The sequence below is a fragment of the Pseudomonas bharatica CSV86 genome (assembly GCF_000319305.2).
Lineage (GTDB): Bacteria > Pseudomonadota > Gammaproteobacteria > Pseudomonadales > Pseudomonadaceae > Aquipseudomonas > Aquipseudomonas bharatica.
Genome location: NZ_AMWJ02000002.1, coordinates 2503724 through 2522360, shown reverse-complemented (window position 1 = coordinate 2522360; position 18637 = coordinate 2503724). Strand labels below are relative to the sequence as shown.

The 18637-nt window shown below is 62.5% G+C and carries 14 protein-coding genes; 7 read left to right on the top strand and 7 right to left on the bottom strand.

The window, feature by feature from the left end; genetic code table 11:
• Positions 1-4 precede the first annotated feature (4 nt).
• Positions 5-871 (top strand): pyridoxal kinase PdxY, encoded by an 867-nt coding sequence (pdxY, locus tag CSV86_RS25435; RefSeq protein WP_009402487.1) that lies wholly within the window; start codon positions 5-7, stop codon positions 869-871.
• Between the two features lie 120 nt (positions 872-991).
• Here pdxY and CSV86_RS25430 read toward each other — a convergent pair whose 3' ends face one another.
• A complete protein-coding gene (locus CSV86_RS25430) occupies positions 992-1483 on the bottom strand; it encodes an acyl-CoA thioesterase (protein ID WP_009402486.1) in 492 nt (163 codons plus the stop codon).
• Positions 1484-1802: 319 nt separating this feature from the next.
• Here CSV86_RS25430 and CSV86_RS25425 point away from each other — a divergent pair, with 319 nt between their 5' ends.
• A complete protein-coding gene (locus tag CSV86_RS25425) occupies positions 1803-3563 on the top strand; it encodes a cation:proton antiporter (protein ID WP_009402483.1) in 1761 nt (586 codons plus the stop codon).
• On the opposite strand, the gene CSV86_RS25420 is transcribed toward CSV86_RS25425, so the two are convergent.
• From CSV86_RS25420 to uvrD, 4 genes are all read right to left on the bottom strand, one after another.
• Positions 3557-4372 carry a hypothetical protein gene (locus CSV86_RS25420; RefSeq protein WP_009402482.1) on the bottom strand — a complete coding sequence of 272 codons (816 nt, stop codon included), beginning with the start codon at positions 4370-4372 and terminating at the stop codon, positions 3557-3559. The two genes, CSV86_RS25425 and CSV86_RS25420, sit on opposite strands and share 7 nt — an antisense overlap.
• 175 nt (positions 4373-4547) lie before the next feature.
• Entirely contained in the window at positions 4548-4955 is a 408-nt protein-coding gene (locus CSV86_RS25415; RefSeq protein ID WP_009402480.1) for an SMI1/KNR4 family protein, read from the bottom strand.
• A 119-nt stretch (positions 4956-5074) separates the two neighbouring features.
• Complete coding sequence (locus CSV86_RS25410) at positions 5075-5929, bottom strand: Tim44 domain-containing protein (RefSeq protein WP_009402478.1); 855 nt, start codon at positions 5927-5929, stop codon at positions 5075-5077.
• A gap of 178 nt (positions 5930-6107) precedes the next feature.
• Positions 6108-8288, bottom strand: a complete 2181-nt coding sequence (gene uvrD, locus CSV86_RS25405; RefSeq protein ID WP_009402476.1) for a DNA helicase II — start codon at positions 8286-8288, stop codon at positions 6108-6110.
• Positions 8289-8524: 236 nt separating this feature from the next.
• On the opposite strand from uvrD, the gene CSV86_RS25400 reads away from it, so the two are divergent.
• The gene (locus CSV86_RS25400) at positions 8525-11395 is read left to right on the top strand and encodes an EAL domain-containing protein (protein WP_037061147.1); all 2871 of its coding nucleotides are present in this window, start codon (positions 8525-8527) and stop codon (positions 11393-11395) included.
• Between the two features lie 4 nt (positions 11396-11399).
• Here CSV86_RS25400 and zwf read toward each other — a convergent pair whose 3' ends face one another.
• Positions 11400-12842 (bottom strand): glucose-6-phosphate dehydrogenase, encoded by a 1443-nt coding sequence (zwf, locus tag CSV86_RS25395; protein WP_009402473.1) that lies wholly within the window; start codon positions 12840-12842, stop codon positions 11400-11402.
• Positions 12843-12945: 103 nt separating this feature from the next.
• On the opposite strand from zwf, the gene hexR reads away from it, so the two are divergent.
• Both hexR and CSV86_RS25385 read left to right on the top strand, forming a co-directional pair.
• Positions 12946-13812 carry a transcriptional regulator HexR gene (gene hexR / locus CSV86_RS25390; RefSeq protein WP_009402472.1) on the top strand — a complete coding sequence of 289 codons (867 nt, stop codon included), beginning with the start codon at positions 12946-12948 and terminating at the stop codon, positions 13810-13812.
• A gap of 194 nt (positions 13813-14006) precedes the next feature.
• Positions 14007-14225, top strand: a complete 219-nt coding sequence (locus CSV86_RS25385) for a PA3496 family putative envelope integrity protein (RefSeq protein ID WP_080604778.1) — start codon at positions 14007-14009, stop codon at positions 14223-14225.
• Here CSV86_RS25385 and CSV86_RS25380 read toward each other — a convergent pair.
• Entirely contained in the window at positions 14167-15114 is a 948-nt protein-coding gene (locus CSV86_RS25380) for a LysR family transcriptional regulator (protein WP_170395147.1), read from the bottom strand. The genes CSV86_RS25385 and CSV86_RS25380 overlap by 59 nt on opposite strands.
• 204 nt (positions 15115-15318) lie before the next feature.
• Here CSV86_RS25380 and CSV86_RS25375 point away from each other — a divergent pair, with 204 nt between their 5' ends.
• Positions 15319-16734: an acetyl-CoA carboxylase biotin carboxylase subunit gene (locus CSV86_RS25375; RefSeq protein WP_009402468.1), complete on the top strand. Its 1416-nt coding sequence runs from the start codon at positions 15319-15321 to the stop codon at positions 16732-16734.
• A 10-nt stretch (positions 16735-16744) separates the two neighbouring features.
• The gene (gene oadA, locus CSV86_RS25370) at positions 16745-18553 is read left to right on the top strand and encodes a sodium-extruding oxaloacetate decarboxylase subunit alpha (protein ID WP_009402467.1); all 1809 of its coding nucleotides are present in this window, start codon (positions 16745-16747) and stop codon (positions 18551-18553) included.
• Positions 18554-18637: the final 84 nt, after the last annotated feature.

Sequence of the window (18637 nt, the reverse complement as noted above, 5' to 3'; positions counted from 1 at the left end):
CCGCATGAAACGCACACCGCACCTGCTTGCGATCCAGTCCCACGTCGTGTTCGGCCACGCCGGCAATAGCGCCGCAGTGTTTCCGATGCAGCGGGTCGGGGTGAATGTCTGGCCACTCAATACCGTGCAGTTTTCCAATCACACTCAGTATGGCCAGTGGACGGGTGAAGTGCTTGCTCCAGAGCAAATTCCTGCGTTGGTGGAAGGGATTAGCAATATCGGTGAGCTAGGCAATTGCGACGCAGTTCTATCGGGTTATCTCGGCAGTGCCGACCAGGGCCGGGCGATCCTCAGCGTGGTGCAGCGGGTCAAGCAGGCGAACCCGCGGGCGCTGTACCTGTGCGACCCGGTGATGGGGCATCCGGAAAAGGGTTGCATCGTGCCTGCGCAGGTCAGCGAGTTTCTGCTGGAGGAAGCTGTTGCCGCAGCCGACCTGCTGTGCCCGAACCAGTTGGAGCTGGACAGCTTTGCCGGGCGGCGTGCGCAGTCGCTGGAGGATTGTGTCGGCATGGCCCGCGAGCTGTTGGTCCGTGGTCCGAAGATGGTGCTGGTCAAGCACCTGGCCTATGCCGGAAAGAATCCGGACGATTTCGAAATGCTGTTGGTGACCGCCGAGGGCAGTTGGCACTTGCAACGGCCGTTGCTGGCGTTCCCGCGGCAGCCGGTGGGAGTGGGGGATCTGACGGCGGGGTTGTTCCTGGCCCGGTTGCTGCTCGGGGACGAGCCGGTCGTTGCTTTCGAGTTCACCGCGGCGGCGGTGCATGAAGTGCTGCTGGAAACCCAGGCCTGCGGCAGCTATGAGCTGGAAGTGGTGCGAGCGCAGGACCGCATCGTCCACCCGCGGCTGCGCTTCGAAGCACGTAAACTCTAGGCACCCCGGAACCTCTGTGGGAGCTGGCTTGCCAGCGATGAGGCCGGAAGGGGCAATGATGTTGTCAGAACGGGCCCTATCGCTGGCAAGCCAGCTCCCACAGGGGGCCGCGTCGCGCTGTTAGATCGTGTCGCTCTCGGTCTTCAGTTCCTGATAGCGCTTTTCCAGCTCCTGGCGGATCAAGCGGCGCTGCTTGCCCTGCAGGAAGCGGCGCTTTTCCTCGCCGGTCTGCGGCTGGCGCGGCGGTACGGCCACCGGCTTTCGATCATCGTCCACCGCCACCATGGTGAAGAAGCAACTGTTGCTGTGACGCACCGAGCGCTCGCGGATGTTCTCGGTCACCACCTTGATGCCCACCTCCATCGAGGTGTTGCCGGTGTAGTTGACCGAGGCCAGGAAGGTGACCAGCTCGCCGACATGCACCGGTTCGCGAAACACCACCTGGTCCACCGACAGGGTCACCACGTAGCGACCGGCATACCGGCTGGCGCAGGCATAAGCCACCTCGTCGAGATACTTGAGGAGGGTGCCGCCGTGGACATTGCCGGAGAAGTTGGCCATGTCCGGGGTCATCAGGACGGTCATCGACAGTTGGGCGTTTCCGGGTTCCATAGTGTGCTCACGGTGAGATTGCGCTTAGGCGGGGCGGCGCGCTGCTCGCGCTTCTTCCCCCATGTGGGTTGCCATCTTGAAACGGGACGCTGACCGCATGCCTGTCGTCACGTGGTTCATGCCATTTGCGACGAGGAAAGTGCCGATCTGTTTCTACATATTGCACAGCCTTTTCGCCCATGGCGTCGATGTTAACCTGCGTGGACGGCCCTGCAATCAGGCCGTTTCCTACATTTAATTCAGAAATTTCCGCGGCTCAACCAGATCTGACGGTTGAGCTGCGCTTTGGTCTTCGTCGTGGAGTAAGGAGCGTCCCGCCGTGCATGCCATCAGCTTTATCCAGGATCTGGCGGTGATCATGCTGGTTGCCGGTGTGGTCACCATTCTTTTCCATCGTCTTAAACAGCCCGTGGTGCTTGGTTATATCGTCGCCGGCTTCATCATCGGCCCGCACACCCCACCTTTCGGTCTGATCCACGACGAAGACACGATCAAGACCCTGGCTGAGCTCGGGGTGATCTTCCTGATGTTCTGCCTGGGTCTTGAGTTCAGCCTCGGCAAGCTGTTCAAGGTGGGCGCGACCGCGTTCATCGCGGCCTTCCTGGAAATCGTCCTGATGATCTGGATCGGTTTCGAGATCGGCCGCTGGTTCGGCTGGAGCACCATGGATTCGTTGTTCCTCGGCGCGATCCTGGCGATTTCCTCGACCACCATCATCGTCAAGGCGCTCAACGACCTGAAGATGAAGAATGAGCGCTTCGCCCAACTGATCTTCGGCGTGCTGATCGTCGAGGACATCCTTGGCATCGGCATCATCGCCCTGCTTTCCGGCATCGCCGTGAGCGGTACGGTCAGTTCAGGCGAAGTCTTCTCCACGGTCGGCAAGCTGTCGCTGTTCATGATCGTCGCGCTGGTGGTGGGCATTCTCCTGGTACCGCGACTGCTGGCCTACGTGGCCAGGTTCGAAAGTAATGAGATGCTGCTGATCACCGTGCTCGGCCTGTGCTTCGGCTTCTGCCTGTTGGTGGTCAAGCTGGAATACAGCATGGTCCTGGGGGCGTTCCTGATTGGCGCGATCATGGCCGAGTCGCGTCAGTTGATGAAGATCGAACGCCTGATCGAACCGGTTCGCGACATGTTCAGCGCGATCTTCTTCGTGGCCATCGGCCTGATGATCGACCCGAACGTACTGGTGGAATACATCTGGCCGATCGTGGTGATCACCATTGCCGTGGTGCTGGGCAAGATGCTGTCCTGCGGCATGGGGGCCTTTATCGCCGGTAACGATGGACGCACCTCGCTGCGAGTCGGGATGGGTCTTTCGCAGATTGGCGAGTTCTCCTTCATCATTGCCGCCCTGGGCATGACCCTGCAGGTCACCAGCGACTTTCTCTACCCGGTGGCCGTGGCGGTTTCCGCCATTACCACCTTGCTCACCCCCTACCTGATCCGTGCCGCCGATCCGCTGTCACTGAAACTGGCGAAGGTGGTGCCGAGCCGTCTGTCACGGGTGTTGTCGCTGTACGGCGAGTGGCTGCGCAGCATCCAGCCGCAAGGCGAGGGGGCGATGCTGGCCTCGATGATCCGGCGCATCCTTCTGCAGGTCGGGGTGAACCTGGCATTGGTGGTGGCGATCTTCTTCAGCGGCGGTTACTTCGCCGCGCAGATTGGTGACTACCTGAGTGACTGGCTCACCGATGTCGGCCAGCAGAAAGCACTGATCTGGGGCTTGGCGCTGCTGCTTTCGCTGCCGTTCCTGATCGCGGCCTATCGTAAGCTCAAGGCACTGTCGATGCTGCTCGCGGAGATGGGCGTCAAGCCGGAGATGGCCGGGCGACATACCCAGCGCGTACGCCGGGTGATTGCCGAAGTGATCCCGCTGATCTCGCTGCTGGTGATCTTCCTGCTGCTTTCGGCACTGTCGGCGAGCATCCTGCCGACCAGCGAGCTGTTGTTGCTGATCGGGGTAGTGGCCGCCGGAGTGGTGGCGCTGCTATGGCGCTGGTTTATCCGGGTGCATACCAAAATGCAGATCGCATTGCTGGAAACCCTGGAAAACCAGAAGGAGCACCATCACTGAGGTGCGCAGCGCAGTGGCTTGTAACGCCACTGCGCCCAGGCTTCGGTCCAGCCATTGGCATGATCCACGCCGGGCAGGCGAATCACTTCCATGCAATCGGCCGGGCCGAGGGTGCGGCGGTAATGCTGGTAGAGGATCGGCGGTACGGTGCGGTCTTCGAACCCGATGAAATGCCGCTGGGCCACATGGCGCAGGCGTTCGGCGCGGTCCAGCGGCTCCAGCGAACCGCTCAGGGGGGTCAGGTCCAGCGATTGTGCCCATTGTCGCGGGCTAAGGTTGCCGGCCAGGGTCTGCACCACCGCAATATCGTTACGCTGAGCGGCCAGCAGCAGGGCCAGGGCAGCGCCGCCGGAATAGCCGATCAGTTCGAAATCCCGATTGCCATATTGCCGGCGCACCTCGTTCAACGCCTGATCCAGGCTGTCGAGCACGGCCTGGCTGAAGCGCTGGTCGGTCCAGACCTGGGGGTTGCAGGCCGGAGCGCTGACGAACTGACAGGGGCGGGCAAGATAGAGGCTGGGTTGCGGGTCGGTCACGGCCAGGCGGGCCATGAGCAGGTTCTGCGGGCTTGGGTCCAGGCTCGGTTGTGAAGGCGTGGCCCAGGCATGGCCATCACCTTCCAGGTAGATGCGCAGTCGGGCGCTGCCAGGTTTGACCGACGGTACGCTCATCGCCAACGGGAAGGTCCGGGTGGGCTGGATGCTGACCTGGTGAGCGTTCTGGCTGCTGAGCTGTTGGAGCTGGGTCATGGGGGACTGGCAGCCGGAGAGCAGGAGCAGGGCGAGGGGCAGGAGATATCGGTTTGACATCCAGATCTCTTGGGGGCCGCTTTGCGACCCTTCGCGGGCCCAGAAATAGGCTTCATGTGCGAGCGGGACGAATGTCCGAGGGGATGGAGCGGTAGCGGCCCGCCACGCACAGGAAGGCGTGGCGATTCTACGAACATTGATGGCGCTAGGCCATTATTTTTGTGTGGGAAACGACTCAGCTTTCCAGCCAGACATCCCGAGCCCAGTGCCAGACCGATTCCCAGCTTTCCTCGGTAACGATTTCCTCCTCGCCGGACCACAGCACCACGGTGCCGTCTTCCTCGACGCAATAGTAGTCGTCGCCGTCCTGGCACAGTGGTATCAGGTCGCGAGGTACGCCGGCGTCCCACGCATTGGCGGCCACTTCCGGCAGATAGGTGTGGGATTGCGGGTCGGTCACGGTCACCGGCTCGAGGCTGCCGTATACGACATCACTGACCGTGAGGAGGAACTCCTTGAACACGAACGGGATATTGATGAACAACTGCTCTTCGACCTCGACCAGCATGTCTTCGTCGGGCAGTTCGAGCGGTACCGGTACCGGCTCGTTGGCTTCACGAAGCTGTTCAATGACTTCTTCCACGGTTCGCGTCCTCTCTATCCTGGCCTTGTGCAAATGTTGCGGGTTATACCCTAGTAGGGCGCTGCGCTAAAAGCAAAACCCCGGGCAAGCCCGGGGTTTTTTCTGCAAACGGCTCAAGATCAGCCGTTCTGGCGGATACCCGCGACCAGCCAAGGCTGGTTTTCGCCTTGGGCGCGCTCCATGTTCCAGCTCTCGCTGAACACTTCGCCCTGGTCGAAACGAGAGGTCTTCGACACGCCAGTGAAGGTCAGGGTGGCGATGGTCTTGTCGGCGCGATCGTCGACACCTTCCAGTTGTACGTCGAGGTTATCGATGTAGGTGGACTGGAAACCATCACCCAGGTCGGCACGCTCGCGCTTGAGGAACTCCAGCATCTGCGGGGTGACGAACTCGGCGATCTTGTCCATTTCATTGGCATCCCAGTGCTGCTGCAGCGACTGGAAGTGATTGCGCGCGGCAGCCAGGAAGCTCTGCTCGTTGAACCAGGCCGGTGCGTTGATCACCGGGCGGGCAGCAGCGGCAGGCGCGGCAGAACCACCGAAGATCGACGGCTGGGCTGGCTGCTCGTGGACTTCACGCTGGTAGGCCGGGTGGCCAGCGGCAGCCATCTGCGGCTGCTGCTTGCGGCGGCGGGCAGCGATGAAGCGGAACACCAGGAAGGCGATCAGCGCCATGATCAGGATGTCGAAGATCTGCATGCCTTCGAAGCCATCACCCATCAGCATCGAGGCGAGCAGGCCACCGGCGGCGATACCGGCCAGCGGGCCGAGCCATTTCGAGGCGCCGCTGGCAGCGGCAGGTGCACGGCCTGGCGCAGTCGGGGTGGCGGCAGGGTTGGCAGGAGTGGCCTGGCGGGCCTGGTGCGTCGGCGCGGCGCCTGAGCTCTTGCCGCCGCCGAAGCGCTTGGCGTTGGCGTCGAGGCTCATGGTGAGACCGATGCACAGCGCCAGGGCGATGCTGAGAAAACGTTGCATAGAAGGGTATTCCCGTTTTGTGGATTACACGCGCGCCATGTTGCACAAGTTCTTGGACCCATGACAGCGACAAGATGTTTCTATCTTTTGCCTGAAAAGGCGGACGGCCTGCGTAATGGGCTGTAGGCCCTTTCTTCATTGCTGAAGAAAAGGCCTACACCAGCGGTCGGATATTCGACTAGATCGCTTCGAGCTTGGCGTAGCCGAGCATCAGCCACTTGCTGCCCTCGGCGAAATTCACCTGGACCCGTGCCTGCGCGCCGGAGCCTTCGAAGTTGAGGATCACGCCTTCGCCGAACACCGCATGCTGCACCCGCTGCCCCAGGTTGAAGGCTGTCTGCGGGATGTTGGCGTCGGCGAACAGGCTGCTGACGGTTTGCTTGGCGCCGCCGAACGGGCGGCTGACGCTGTTGGACAAGCGCACTTCCTGGACCAGGCCGGCAGGAATCTCGCGAACGAAGCGCGATACCTTGTTGTAGGTCTCGCTGCCATACAGGCGACGGGTTTCGGCGTAGGTCATGACCAGGTTCTGCATGGCCCGGGTCACCCCGACATAGGCCAGGCGACGTTCTTCTTCGAGACGGCCGGGCTCTTCGAGGCTCATCTTGTGCGGGAACAGGCCTTCCTCCATGCCCACCAGGAACACGTAGGGGAACTCCAGGCCCTTTGCACTGTGCAGGGTCATCAGCTGGATGCTGTCTTCATGCTCGTCGGCCTGGGCGTCGCCGGCCTCCAGCGAGGCGTGGCCAAGGAAGGCGGAAAGCGCGGAAAGCTCGCCATCTTCCTCGCTCGGCTCGAAGTTGCGTGCAGCGCTGACCAGCTCCTCCAGGTTCTCTACCCGTGCCTGGCCCTTTTCACCCTTTTCTTCCTGGTGATAGGCGATCAGCCCGGACTGCTCGATAACTGTCTGGGTCATCAGGTGCAGGGGCATATCCAGGACTTTGGCCGACAGGTTGTCCAGCAGCTCGATGAACGCACCCAAGGCGCTGGCGGCGCGGCCCTTGAGGGCCTTGTTGGCCAGCAACTGGAGCATGGCTTCCCACATCGACAACTGGGCATGGCGGGCATGCTCGCGGATCGTTTCGACGGTCTTTTCGCCGATGCCACGGGGCGGCACGTTGATCACCCGCTCCAGCGCCGCGTCGTTGCCGCGGCCTTCGAGCAGACGCAGGTAGGCCATGGCGTTCTTGATCTCGGCGCGTTCGAAGAAGCGCTGGCCGCCATAGATGCGGTAAGGGATGCGCTCGCGCAGCAGGGCTTCCTCAAGCACCCGCGATTGGGCGTTGGAGCGGTACAGGATGGCGATATCGCTGCGCGCCAGGCCGGTCTTCAACGCGCTTTCGATGGTTTCCACCACGTAGCGGGCTTCGTCATGCTCGTTGAAGGCGGCGTAAAGGTTCAGTGGCTCGCCGTCGCCGCCCTCGGTCCATAGCTCCTTGCCCAGGCGCCCGCTGTTATTGGCGATCAGGGCGTTGGCCGCCTTGAGGATGCCGGCGGTGGAGCGGTAGTTCTGCTCCAGGCGGATCAGCTCGGCGTCGGGGAAATCGCTGGAAAACTGCTGGATGTTCTCGATCCGTGCGCCGCGCCAGCCGTAGATGGACTGGTCGTCGTCGCCCACCACCATCAGGCTGTCGCCACCCTGCGCCAGCAGGCGCAGCCAGGCGTACTGCACGGCGTTGGTGTCCTGGAACTCGTCCACTAGTAGATGGCGGAAGCGGCGGGAATAGTGCTGCAACAGGCCCGGATGGTCGCGCCACAGGTCCAGGGCGCGCAGCAGCAGCTCGGAGAAGTCGATCACACCGGTACGCTGGCACGCGGCTTCATAGGCTTCATAGATGCTGCGCATGGTGCCGAGGAACAGGTCGCCATTGACCTGGATATGGTGCGGCCGCAGGCCCTCGTCCTTCTGTCCGTTGATGAACCACTGGGCCTGGCGCACCGGCCAGCGCTGCTCGTCGAGGCCGAGGTCGCGGATCACGCGCTTGACCAGGCGGCCCTGGTCATCGCTGTCGAGGATCTGGAAATTCTGTACCAGCCCCGCTTCCTGCCAGTGCGCGCGCAACAGGCGATGGGCCAGGCCGTGGAAGGTGCCTACCCACATGCCCGCCGGGTTGATGCCCAGCAGTTGCTCGATGCGGTGGCGCATCTCGGCGGCGGCCTTGTTGGTGAAGGTCACCGACAGGATCGAGTGCGGGGAGGCCTGCTCGACCTGGATCAACCAGGCGATGCGGTGCACCAGCACGCGGGTCTTGCCGGAGCCGGCACCGGCCAGGACCAACTGACGCCCGACCGGCGCGGCTACCGCCTGGCGCTGGGCATCGTTGAGGGAATTCAAAAGGAGAGAGAGGTCGTCATGCATCCGGCCATTCTATGGGGGCAATGGATCCCTGGGCAAACCCGCTCGGCAAAAAGACCGGATGGCGCGACCGCCCGGTCATCCGAGGCGGCCCTTGGCCCGCGTGCTTGAGCGGTTGCCTTGTACCAAGGAAGGAGATTCCGGAGGTGCGAATTTATGACACAGAGCAGTTTGGCACCGGGCATTGCTTGTGTATGCTCCGTCCACGTTTGTGGCTAACCATTACAAGAACACTGCCCATGACACTCGCACCAGGACCCGTCGGTGTGCCGATCGAGGCACGTCGCGGCATTCGCAAGCAATTTGCCACGCAATTGGCGGTCGAGCGTATCCGTCTGTTGTACCAAGGCTCCCTGCTACCCACGATATTCATGCTGTTGAACGGCCTGGTCTGTGCCTGGCTGCTGTGGAGCCCGCAGCGTTATCTGCTGGTCAGCGTGTGGGTGGTATGGCTGATGGCGCTGGTCGCCCTGCGGGTCATCCAGGTCGCCGCCTTCGACGCCGCAATGCCGGATCGCCAGGCGAGGCCGCATTGGCGGCGCATGTTCCTGCTCGGCTCGGCGTTCAGTGGGCTGACCCTCGCCAGCGCGGCGATCGCCCTCGTGCCTGTGGATAACTTCGTGCAGCAGGCCTGGGTGTTCGGCCTGCTCGGCGCCGCCGCGCTCTCGGCCAGCGTAGCCTACGCGGTAAGCCTCCCGGCATTCCTGAGTTTCGTGCTGCCCTGCCTGTTACCGCCGATCGCCTTCCTGTTCTGGAGCGGCGATCAACAGCAGCGGGGCTGGGGCCTGCTCGGCCTCTTGTTGCTGGGCGCCTTGCTGGTAGTGGCCTGGCAGGTCAACCGGCTGATCGAGAACAGCTTGCTGCGGCGCTTCCAGAACCAGGCGCTGATCGAGCACTTGCAAGCGGCCCATACCCGCAGCGAACAGTTGAACAAGGCGCTGGGTGCCGAAGTGGAGCAGCGTCGCGGCGTCGAGGAGCAGTTGCGCGAGGCCCAGGCCGGGCTGGAAACCCGTGTCGCCCAGCGCAGTGCCGAGCTGGACGCGGCCAACCAGGCCCTGAGCAAGAGCGAACAGCGCCTGGCCCTGGCCCTGGAGGCGAGCGAACTGGGCCTGTGGGACTGGAACCTGCAAACCGATGAAGTCCATCACACCCAGTTGCGCGAGCTGTTCGGCCTGAACCCGGATGCGGTCAAGGCCATGCTGGTGCACCTCAAGCCGCGCCTGCACCCGGACGATGTGCAGGCGCTGAAGCGCACCCTGGTCGAGCACCTCAAGGGCCGGACCGAGGATTACCGCATCGAGTACCGCTTCCGCCACAACGATGGCCACTGGTGCTGGATCGAGGACCGTGGACGTGCTGTCGAGCGCGATGCCGAAGGCCGGGTGGTCCGGATGATCGGTACCCGCCGCGATATCAGTGCGCGTCGTGCGCAGGAAGAGCAGCAGCGCCTGGCGGCGACAGTGTTCGAGGCGGCCAGCGAGGGGATCGCCATCCTCGGCCCCGACTATGAACTACTGGCCCTGAACCAGGCGTTCTGCCGCATGACCGGTTACGGTCGCGAGGAATTGCTCGGCCGCAACGCCCTTGAGCTGCCTTGCAGCCTCGATGCGCGACGGCATTACGGTGCCATCGACCAGGCGCTGGAGCAGAACGGCCGCTGGCAGGGCGAGTTGGTGGAGGCACGCAAGGACGGGACGCTTTATCCACAATGGCTGCAGCTCAACGGCGTGTTCGATGGTCGCGGCAAGATCAGCAACGTGGTGGGTTTCTTCAGCGACCTGTCGGAGCGTCGCGAATCCGAGGAGCGCCTGCGTTACCTCGCCCATTACGACGAGCTGACCGGCCTGGCCAATCGCGCCCTGTTCCGGCTGCGTCTGCTCGAGGCCGGCCAGCGCCTGCGAACCAGCGGGCGCTGCCTGGCGCTGATGCACATCGATCTCGACCGTTTCAAGCTGCTCAATGACAGCCTCGGCCATGAAGTGGCGGACCAATTGCTCAAGCAGATCGCCATGCGCATCGGCAACGCCATGGCCGAAGCGGATACGGTCGCGCGATTGTCCGGCGATGAGTTCGTGGTGCTGTTCGACGGCTACAGCAGCCTGTCCAGCCTGGTCCGGGTGGCGACCCGCCTGCTGGAGAAACTGCGGGTGCCGGTGCGCTTCGACAATCATGAGCTGGTGATCAGCGCTTCGGTGGGCATCGCCCTGCACTCGGACATGAGTCTCGACCTCAATGTGCTGGTCAGCCAGGCCAACATGGCCATGCAGCATGCCAAGCACCTGGGCGGTGATAATTTCCAGTTCTACACCGAAAGCCTGCAGGCCAGCACCCTGGACCGCCTGCAACTGGAGAACCAGCTGCGCAAGGCTATCGACGAGGGCCAGCTGGAGGTCTACTACCAGCCCAAGGTCTGCCTGACGAGCGGGCGCATCGAGGCTGCCGAGGCCTTGGTGCGCTGGAATCACCCGGTCATGGGCATGGTGCCGCCCGGGGAGTTCATCGGCTTGGCGGAGGAAACCGGGCTGATCGCGCCGATGGGCGAGTTCGTTCTTCGCCAATCGTGCTGGCAGGCTTGCGAATGGCAACGTCAGGGCCTGGAGCCGATCCGGGTTTCGGTGAACCTGTCGGTTTACCAGTTGCGCCAGGGCAAGCTGGTCAGCCTGGTGCGCCAGGTCCTGGAGGAAAGCGGCCTGGCGCCGCATCTGCTGGAGCTGGAACTGACCGAAAGCCAGTTGCTGGACAGCGTCGAACACATCATCGCCACCTTCAAACAGCTACACGAACTCGGGGTGAAGCTGGCAATCGATGACTTCGGCACGGGATATTCCTCGCTCAGCTATCTGAAACGCCTGCCAGTGGACTACGTAAAGATCGACCAGGCCTTTATCCGCGGGCTTGAGGAAGGCAGTGAAGATGCGGCGATCACCCGGGCGATCATCATCATGGCCCACAGCCTGGACCTCATGGTGGTTGCCGAAGGCGTGGAAACCGAGGAGCAACTGCGCTTCCTGCGCGAGCAGGACTGCGATGAAGTCCAGGGTTACCTGATCAGCCGGCCGTTGCAGGCCGATGCGCTGGCGCGGCTGTTGAGCGAGCAGACGGTCTGGTAAAGCTCTAGCCGTGCCATTCCCGCCCATGCCGGGCCAGCAGGCTGTGGGCCTGTTCCGGGCCATTGGTGCCGGCGTGGTAGGGGCGCGGCGTCTGGAAGTGTTCCAGCCAGCCATTGAGGATCGGGTCGATCCAGGCCCAGGCAGCCTCCACCTCGTCGCGGCGCATGAACAGCGTCGAATCGCCGTCCAGCACATCCAGCAACAGGCGCTCGTAAGCGTCCCAGCGCCGCGTCTGGCCGAACACCTGGGCCAGGTTCAGGTTGAGTTCCACCGGCTCCAGGCGCATGCCCTTGCCCGGGGTCTTGGTCATCATCTGCAGGCTGATGCGCTCGTCCGGCTGCAACTGAATGAGTAACTGATTGGCGCGGTCGCTCTCGAACAGGCGATGCGGCACCGGCTTGAACTGGATGACGATCTGCGACGAGCGCTTGGCCAGGCGCTTGCCGGTGCGCAGGTAGAACGGTACCCCGGCCCAGCGCCAGTTGTTGATGTGGGCTTCGACAGCGACGAAGGTCTCGGTATCGCTGTCGTTATCCACATCCTTCTCGAAGTAATAGGCCGGCACTTCCTGGCCGCCGATCTTGCCGGCGCTGTACTGGCCGCGCACGGTCTTGTCCTGCACGTCCTGGCCGGTGATCGGCTTGAGGGCGCGAAGAATCTTCACCTTCTCGTCCCGCACCGCCTCGGCCTCGAACTGCGCCGGTGGCTCCATGGCCACCAGGCAGAGCAGTTGCAGCAGATGGTTCTGCAGCATGTCGCGGGTAGCACCGGCACGGTCGTAGTAGGCGCCGCGGTTTTCCACGCCGAGGGTCTCGCAGACGCTGATCTGCACATGGTCGATCTGGCTGGCGCGCCATACCGGTTCCAGCAGGGCGTTGGCGAAGCGCAGGGCCATGAGGTTCTGTACGGTTTCCTTGCCTAGGTAATGATCGATACGGAACACCTGGGATTCGTCGAATACCGCGCCGATGGCACTGTTGATCGCCGTGGCCGATTCCAGGGAATGGCCGATGGGTTTTTCCATGACAATGCGCGATTCGCTGTCTACCAGCCCGGCGATATTCAGGTGGGTGACGATGGGTACGAAGAGGTTGGGCGCGGTGGCCAGGTAATAGATCCGCGCCAGGCCCCCGGGCTCGCCAAGAAAGTGCGAGAGGCGACCGAAATCGGCGCTCTGCGAGGCGTCCATGGAAAAGTAGTCGAGGCGGGTGGAGAAGCGGTCCCAGGTGTCTTCATCGAAGTCGTTGCGGGCGATCTGCGCGCGACAACGGCGCTCTGCAAGCTTTTGAAAACTATTGCGCGGCATCGGGCTGCGGGCCAGGGCGACGACGCGCACCGCCGAGTGCAGGCGACCCTCGCGATACAGATGGTAGAGCGCTGGAAGCAGCTTGTGCAGAGCCAGATCGCCAGTGCCGCCGAAGACCAGAATGTCACAAGGAATAGTCAAACCCACCACACTCCTGTCTCGATTAGCTGGGCGGTTCGCCAGTCATGTAGTATAACTACAAGATTGCTACAACCGGCCAGCCGATCATAACCGAGTCCCGCCATTGAATCTGTTGCAACACATCGCCCAGTCGCGGCATCTGCTACGCAAGTCGGAACTCAAGGTTGCCGACCACGTATTGCTTGACCCTGCGGCGGTCATGCATAGCTCCATGGCTGACCTGGCCCACAGCGTCGGCATCAGCGAGCCGACCATCGTGCGCTTCTGCCGGGCGATCGGCTGCACCGGCTTCCAGGACCTCAAGCTCAAGCTGGCGCAAAGCCTGGCCGCCGGCGCCAGTTTCGGCCAGTTCGCGATTCATGAAGACGACTCGGTCGCCGACTACAGCCTGAAGATCTTCGACACCACCCTGCATACGCTGATGGAAGTGCGCGAGCACCTCGATCCGGTGGCCCTGCAACGCGCGGTGACGGCCATGGCCCAGGCCCAGCGTGTCGAATTCTATGGCTTCGGTGCGTCGGGTGCGGTGGCCGCGGATGCCCAGCACAAGTTCTTCCGCCTGCTGCTCAGCGCGGCGGCCTATTCCGACCCGCACATGCAGGCGATGTCGGCGGTGACCCTGAAACCGGGCGATGTCGCGGTGTGCATTTCCCAGTCCGGCCGCTCCAAGGACCTGCTCATCACCGCCAATATCGTGCGGGAAAGCGGCGCCAACCTGATCACCCTGTGTCCGAGCCAGACCCCGCTGGCCGAGCTGTCGACGGTCAACCTGGCCATCGATGTGCATGAGGACACCGAAATCTACACGCCGCTGACCTCGCGCATCGCCCACCTGGTAGTGATCGACGTGCTGGCGATGGGCGTGGCCATGGCCCGGGGGCCGAGCCTGGTCAATCACCTGAAGAGTGTGAAGCGCAGCCTGCGCAGCCTGCGGCTTTCGCCGAAGTCATTGAAGAACATGGAAGACTGATCGTCGTTCTGTGTCGTTCTTAAGGGCCTCATCGCTGGCAAGCCAGCTCCCACACCTGTGGGAGCTGGCTTGCCAGCGATGAGGCCATCAGCGTTTCATCACCCTTAACACCCCTGTCACCCTCCCGCCGTCAAACCGTCAACTTCACGATTCATTTTGAAACTCCCGTACGCACTCGATCAGGGAGATATGAAATGGCTCGTGACTTCGATGGCTCGTATCAACCCAGCGCCAAATCCCGCAAGCAGCAGGAAAAGGATCAGCGTCGCATGGAGTTCCGCCGCGCGATCGAAAGCTGGTCCGAGCAGCGTCGCCTGCTTCAGGACATCACCGATTTCGGCGATCTGCAACGCTTCAACGTATGGCAGGTGTCGGCGGCAGAACACCGGAGAAGCGCTCAACAAGGCCGCTGATCTGCGCACGTTCGCTGCGGATGAATGCAAGAAAGGCCAGGGCCACCGGCGATTGCCGCTTGGCCTTGGATTGCACCACGCACCAGCTGCGATACAGCGGCAGCTCTTCCACCGGCAGCTCGCGCAACACCCCGGTAGCCAGTTCCAGATTCAACGCATGCCGCGTCAGCAGGGCAATCCCCAACCCCGCAATCACGCACTCGCGCTGGGCGTCGGCTGACGCCACTTCCAGCGTCTGGGTGAAGTGCACGCGCTTCTCCTTGAAATACTCTTCACAAGCCTTGCGCGTACCCGAGCCCGGCTCGCGGACCAGCAAGGTATGCGGTTCCAGGTCCTGCAGGCGCAGGCTGTCCAGCTTGCACAGCGGATGATCCGGCGGGGCGACGGCAACGATGGGATTGTTGAGGAACGGCAGGAACTCCAGGCCCATGTCCTGGGGGACCATGGACATGATGATCAGGTCGTCGCGGTTGTCGGATAGGCGGCGGATTGCCTGGGCACGGTTGACCACGGTCAGGGTCAGGTTGACTTCCGGGTGCAGCCGCTTGAACGCCGCGAACAGGTGCGGCACGAAGTACTTGGCGCTGGATTCCACGGCCAGCTTCAACTGGCCCTGGAGCGAGCCCTGCATGTCCGACAGCTGCATGTCGAGGCTTTCCAGGCGGCCGAAGATGTCTCGGCTGGCGCGTTGCAAGGCTTCGGCGGCTTCGGTGAGGTACAGCTTCTTGCCGACATACTCGAACAAGGGTTGGCCGACCAATTCTTCCAACTGGCGAATCTGTAGACTAACGGCGGGTTGCGTCAGCGCCATCTCTTCCGCAGCGCGGCTATATGACCGCAAATCACACACTTCATTGAAGATCTGCAGTTGACGCAATGTCATACGCATCAATGACTTACGCACGTTATCCCCAGCCCTGTGAAAAACCTTGTTACGGCACTATAAGCAATTGTTAATGGAGCCCCTAATAATTATTGATTTTTGTTTATTCACACACGGCGCTAGGGTGATTGCACGACTGGCCAGGTGATTCTGGTCACGCGCCGACCCGCCAATTCGGGTCGATTGTCCAGCGGCTTTGGGAAGACTCCAGTGATAAAAAAAATCCTGATCGCCAACCGGGGTGAAATCGCAGTTCGGATCGTGCGGGCCTGCGCCGAGATGGGCATCCGCTCGGTAGCGATCTATTCCGACGCCGACCGGCACGCCCTGCACGTCAAGCGCGCCGACGAGGCCCACAGCATCGGTGCCGAGCCCCTGGCCGGCTACCTGAACCCGCGCAAGCTGGTGAACCTGGCGGTGGAAACCGGTTGCGACGCCCTGCACCCCGGCTACGGTTTCCTCTCGGAAAACGCGGAATTGGCGGATATCTGTGCCGAACGCGGGATCAAGTTCATCGGCCCGGCAGCGGAAGTCATTCGCCGCATGGGCGACAAGACCGAAGCCCGCCGCAGCATGATCAAGGCCGGCGTCCCGGTGACCCCGGGCACCGAAGGCAACGTAGCCGACATCCACGAGGCCCTGAACGAAGGCGACCGCATCGGTTACCCGGTGATGCTCAAGGCCACGTCCGGCGGTGGCGGCCGCGGTATCCGTCGCTGCAACAGCCGCGAGGAGCTGGAACAGGCCTTCCCGCGGGTGATCTCCGAAGCCACCAAGGCCTTCGGTTCGGCGGAAGTCTTCCTGGAAAAATGCATCGTCAACCCAAAGCACATCGAAGCCCAGATCATTGGCGACAGCTTCGGCAACGTGGTGCATCTGTTCGAGCGTGATTGCTCGATCCAGCGCCGCAACCAGAAGCTGATCGAGATCGCCCCGAGCCCGCAGCTCACCCCGGAGCAGCGCGCCTACATCGGCGACCTGGCGGTGCGTGCGGCCAAGGCGGTCGGCTATGAGAACGCCGGTACCGTGGAGTTCCTGCTCGCCGAGGGCGAGGTGTACTTCATGGAAATGAACACCCGGGTGCAGGTGGAACACACCATCACCGAGGAAATCACCGGCATCGACATCGTTCGCGAACAGATCCGCATCGCCTCGGGCCTGCCGCTGTCGGTCAAGCAGGAAGATATCCAGCACCGTGGCTTCGCCCTGCAGTTCCGCATCAACGCCGAAGACCCGAAGAACAACTTCCTGCCGAGCTTCGGCAAGATCACCCGTTACTACGCTCCCGGCGGCCCCGGCGTACGCACCGACACGGCGATCTACACCGGCTACACCATTCCGCCGTTCTACGACTCCATGTGCCTGAAACTGGTGGTCTGGGCGCTGACTTGGGAAGAAGCCATGGACCGCGGCTTGCGTGCCCTGGACGACATGCGCGTGCAAGGGGTCAAGACCACCGCCGCGTACTACCAGGAAATCCTGCGCAATCCGGAATTCCGCAGTGGCCAGTTCAACACCAGCTTCGTGGAAAGCCATCCGGAACTGACCAATTACTCGATCAAGCGCAAACCCGAAGAGCTGGCGCTCGCCATCGCCGCCGCCATCGCCGCGCATGCAGGCCTGTGAGGAACCCATAATGTCCAAGAAAATCTTCGTAACCGACACGATCCTGCGCGACGCCCACCAGTCCCTGCTGGCCACCCGCATGCGCACCGAAGACATGCTGCCGATCTGCGACAAGCTCGACAAGGTTGGCTACTGGTCGCTGGAAGTCTGGGGTGGCGCGACCTTCGACGCCTGCGTGCGCTTCCTCAAGGAAGACCCGTGGGAGCGCCTGCGCAAGCTGCGCGCCGCGCTGCCCAACACTCGCCTGCAGATGCTTCTGCGTGGTCAAAACCTGCTGGGCTACCGCCACTACAGCGATGACGTGGTCAAGGCTTTCGTGGCCAAGGCCGCAGTCAACGGCATCGACGTGTTCCGCATCTTCGACGCCATGAACGACGTGCGTAACCTGCGCGTCGCCATCGAAGCGGTGAAGGCTGCCGGCAAGCACGCCCAGGGCACCATTGCCTACACCACCAGCCCGGTTCACACCATCGACGCTTTCGTCGCCCAGGCCAAGCAGATGGAAGCCATGGGTTGCGACTCGGTCGCGATCAAGGACATGGCCGGCCTGCTGACCCCGTTCGCCACCGGCGAGCTGGTCAAGGCGCTGAAGGCCGAGCAATCGCTGCCGGTGTTCATCCATTCCCATGACACTGCCGGCCTGGCCGCCATGTGCCAGCTCAAGGCGGTGGAGAACGGCGCGGACCACATCGACACCGCCATCTCCAGCTTCGCCTGGGGTACCAGCCACCCGGGTACCGAATCCATGGTCGCGGCGCTCAAGGGCAGCGAGTTCGATACCGGCCTGGACCTGGAACTGCTGCAGGAAATCGGCCTGTACTTTTACGCCGTGCGCAAGAAGTACCACCAGTTCGAAAGCGAATTCACTTCGGTCGACACCCGCGTACAGGTCAACCAGGTGCCGGGCGGCATGATTTCCAACCTCGCCAACCAGCTCAAGGAGCAGGGCGCACTCAATCGCATGAACGAAGTGCTGGCCGAGATCCCACGGGTTCGCGAAGACCTTGGTTTCCCGCCGCTGGTTACCCCGACTTCGCAGATCGTCGGCACCCAGGCGTTCTTCAACGTGCTGGCCGGCGAACGCTACAAGACCATCACCAATGAGGTGAAGCTGTACCTGCAAGGCGGCTACGGCAAGGCTCCGGGTGTGGTCAACGAACAACTGCGGCGCCAGGCCATCGGTAGCGAAGAGGTCATCGACGTACGTCCGGCCGACCTGCTCAAGCCGGAAATGGCCAAGCTGCGTGCCGATATCGGCAACCTCGCGCACTCCGAAGAAGACGTGCTGACCTTCGCCATGTTCCCGGATATCGGACGCAAGTTCCTCGAAGAACGCGAAGCCGGCACCCTGACTCCGGAAGTGCTGCTGCCGATTCCCGAAGCTGGCGCGGTGGCCTCGGCCAGCGGCGAAGGTGTGCCGACCGAGTTCGTCATCGACGTCCACGGCGAAACCTACCGCGTCGACATCACCGGTGTCGGCGTCAAGGCCGAAGGCAAGCGTCACTTCTACCTGTCCATCGACGGCATGCCGGAAGAAGTGGTGTTCGAACCGCTCAACGAATTCGTCGGCGGCGGCGGCAGCAAGCGCAAGCAGGCCAGCGAACCGGGCCATATCAGCACCTCCATGCCAGGCAACATCGTCGATGTGTTGGTCAAGGAAGGCGACGTGGTCAAGGCCGGTCAGGCAGTACTGATCACCGAAGCGATGAAGATGGAAACCGAAGTGCAATCGCCGATCGCCGGCAAGGTTGCCGCCATCCACATCGCCAAGGGCGACCGCGTCAACCCGGGCGAAATCCTCATCGAGATCGAAGGCTGAGACAGCCTTCGGTGGTAAACGGTTAACCTCATCGGGGAGCGGATTGCTCCCCTTTTTTTATTCTGATGATCTGCATTTAAATAC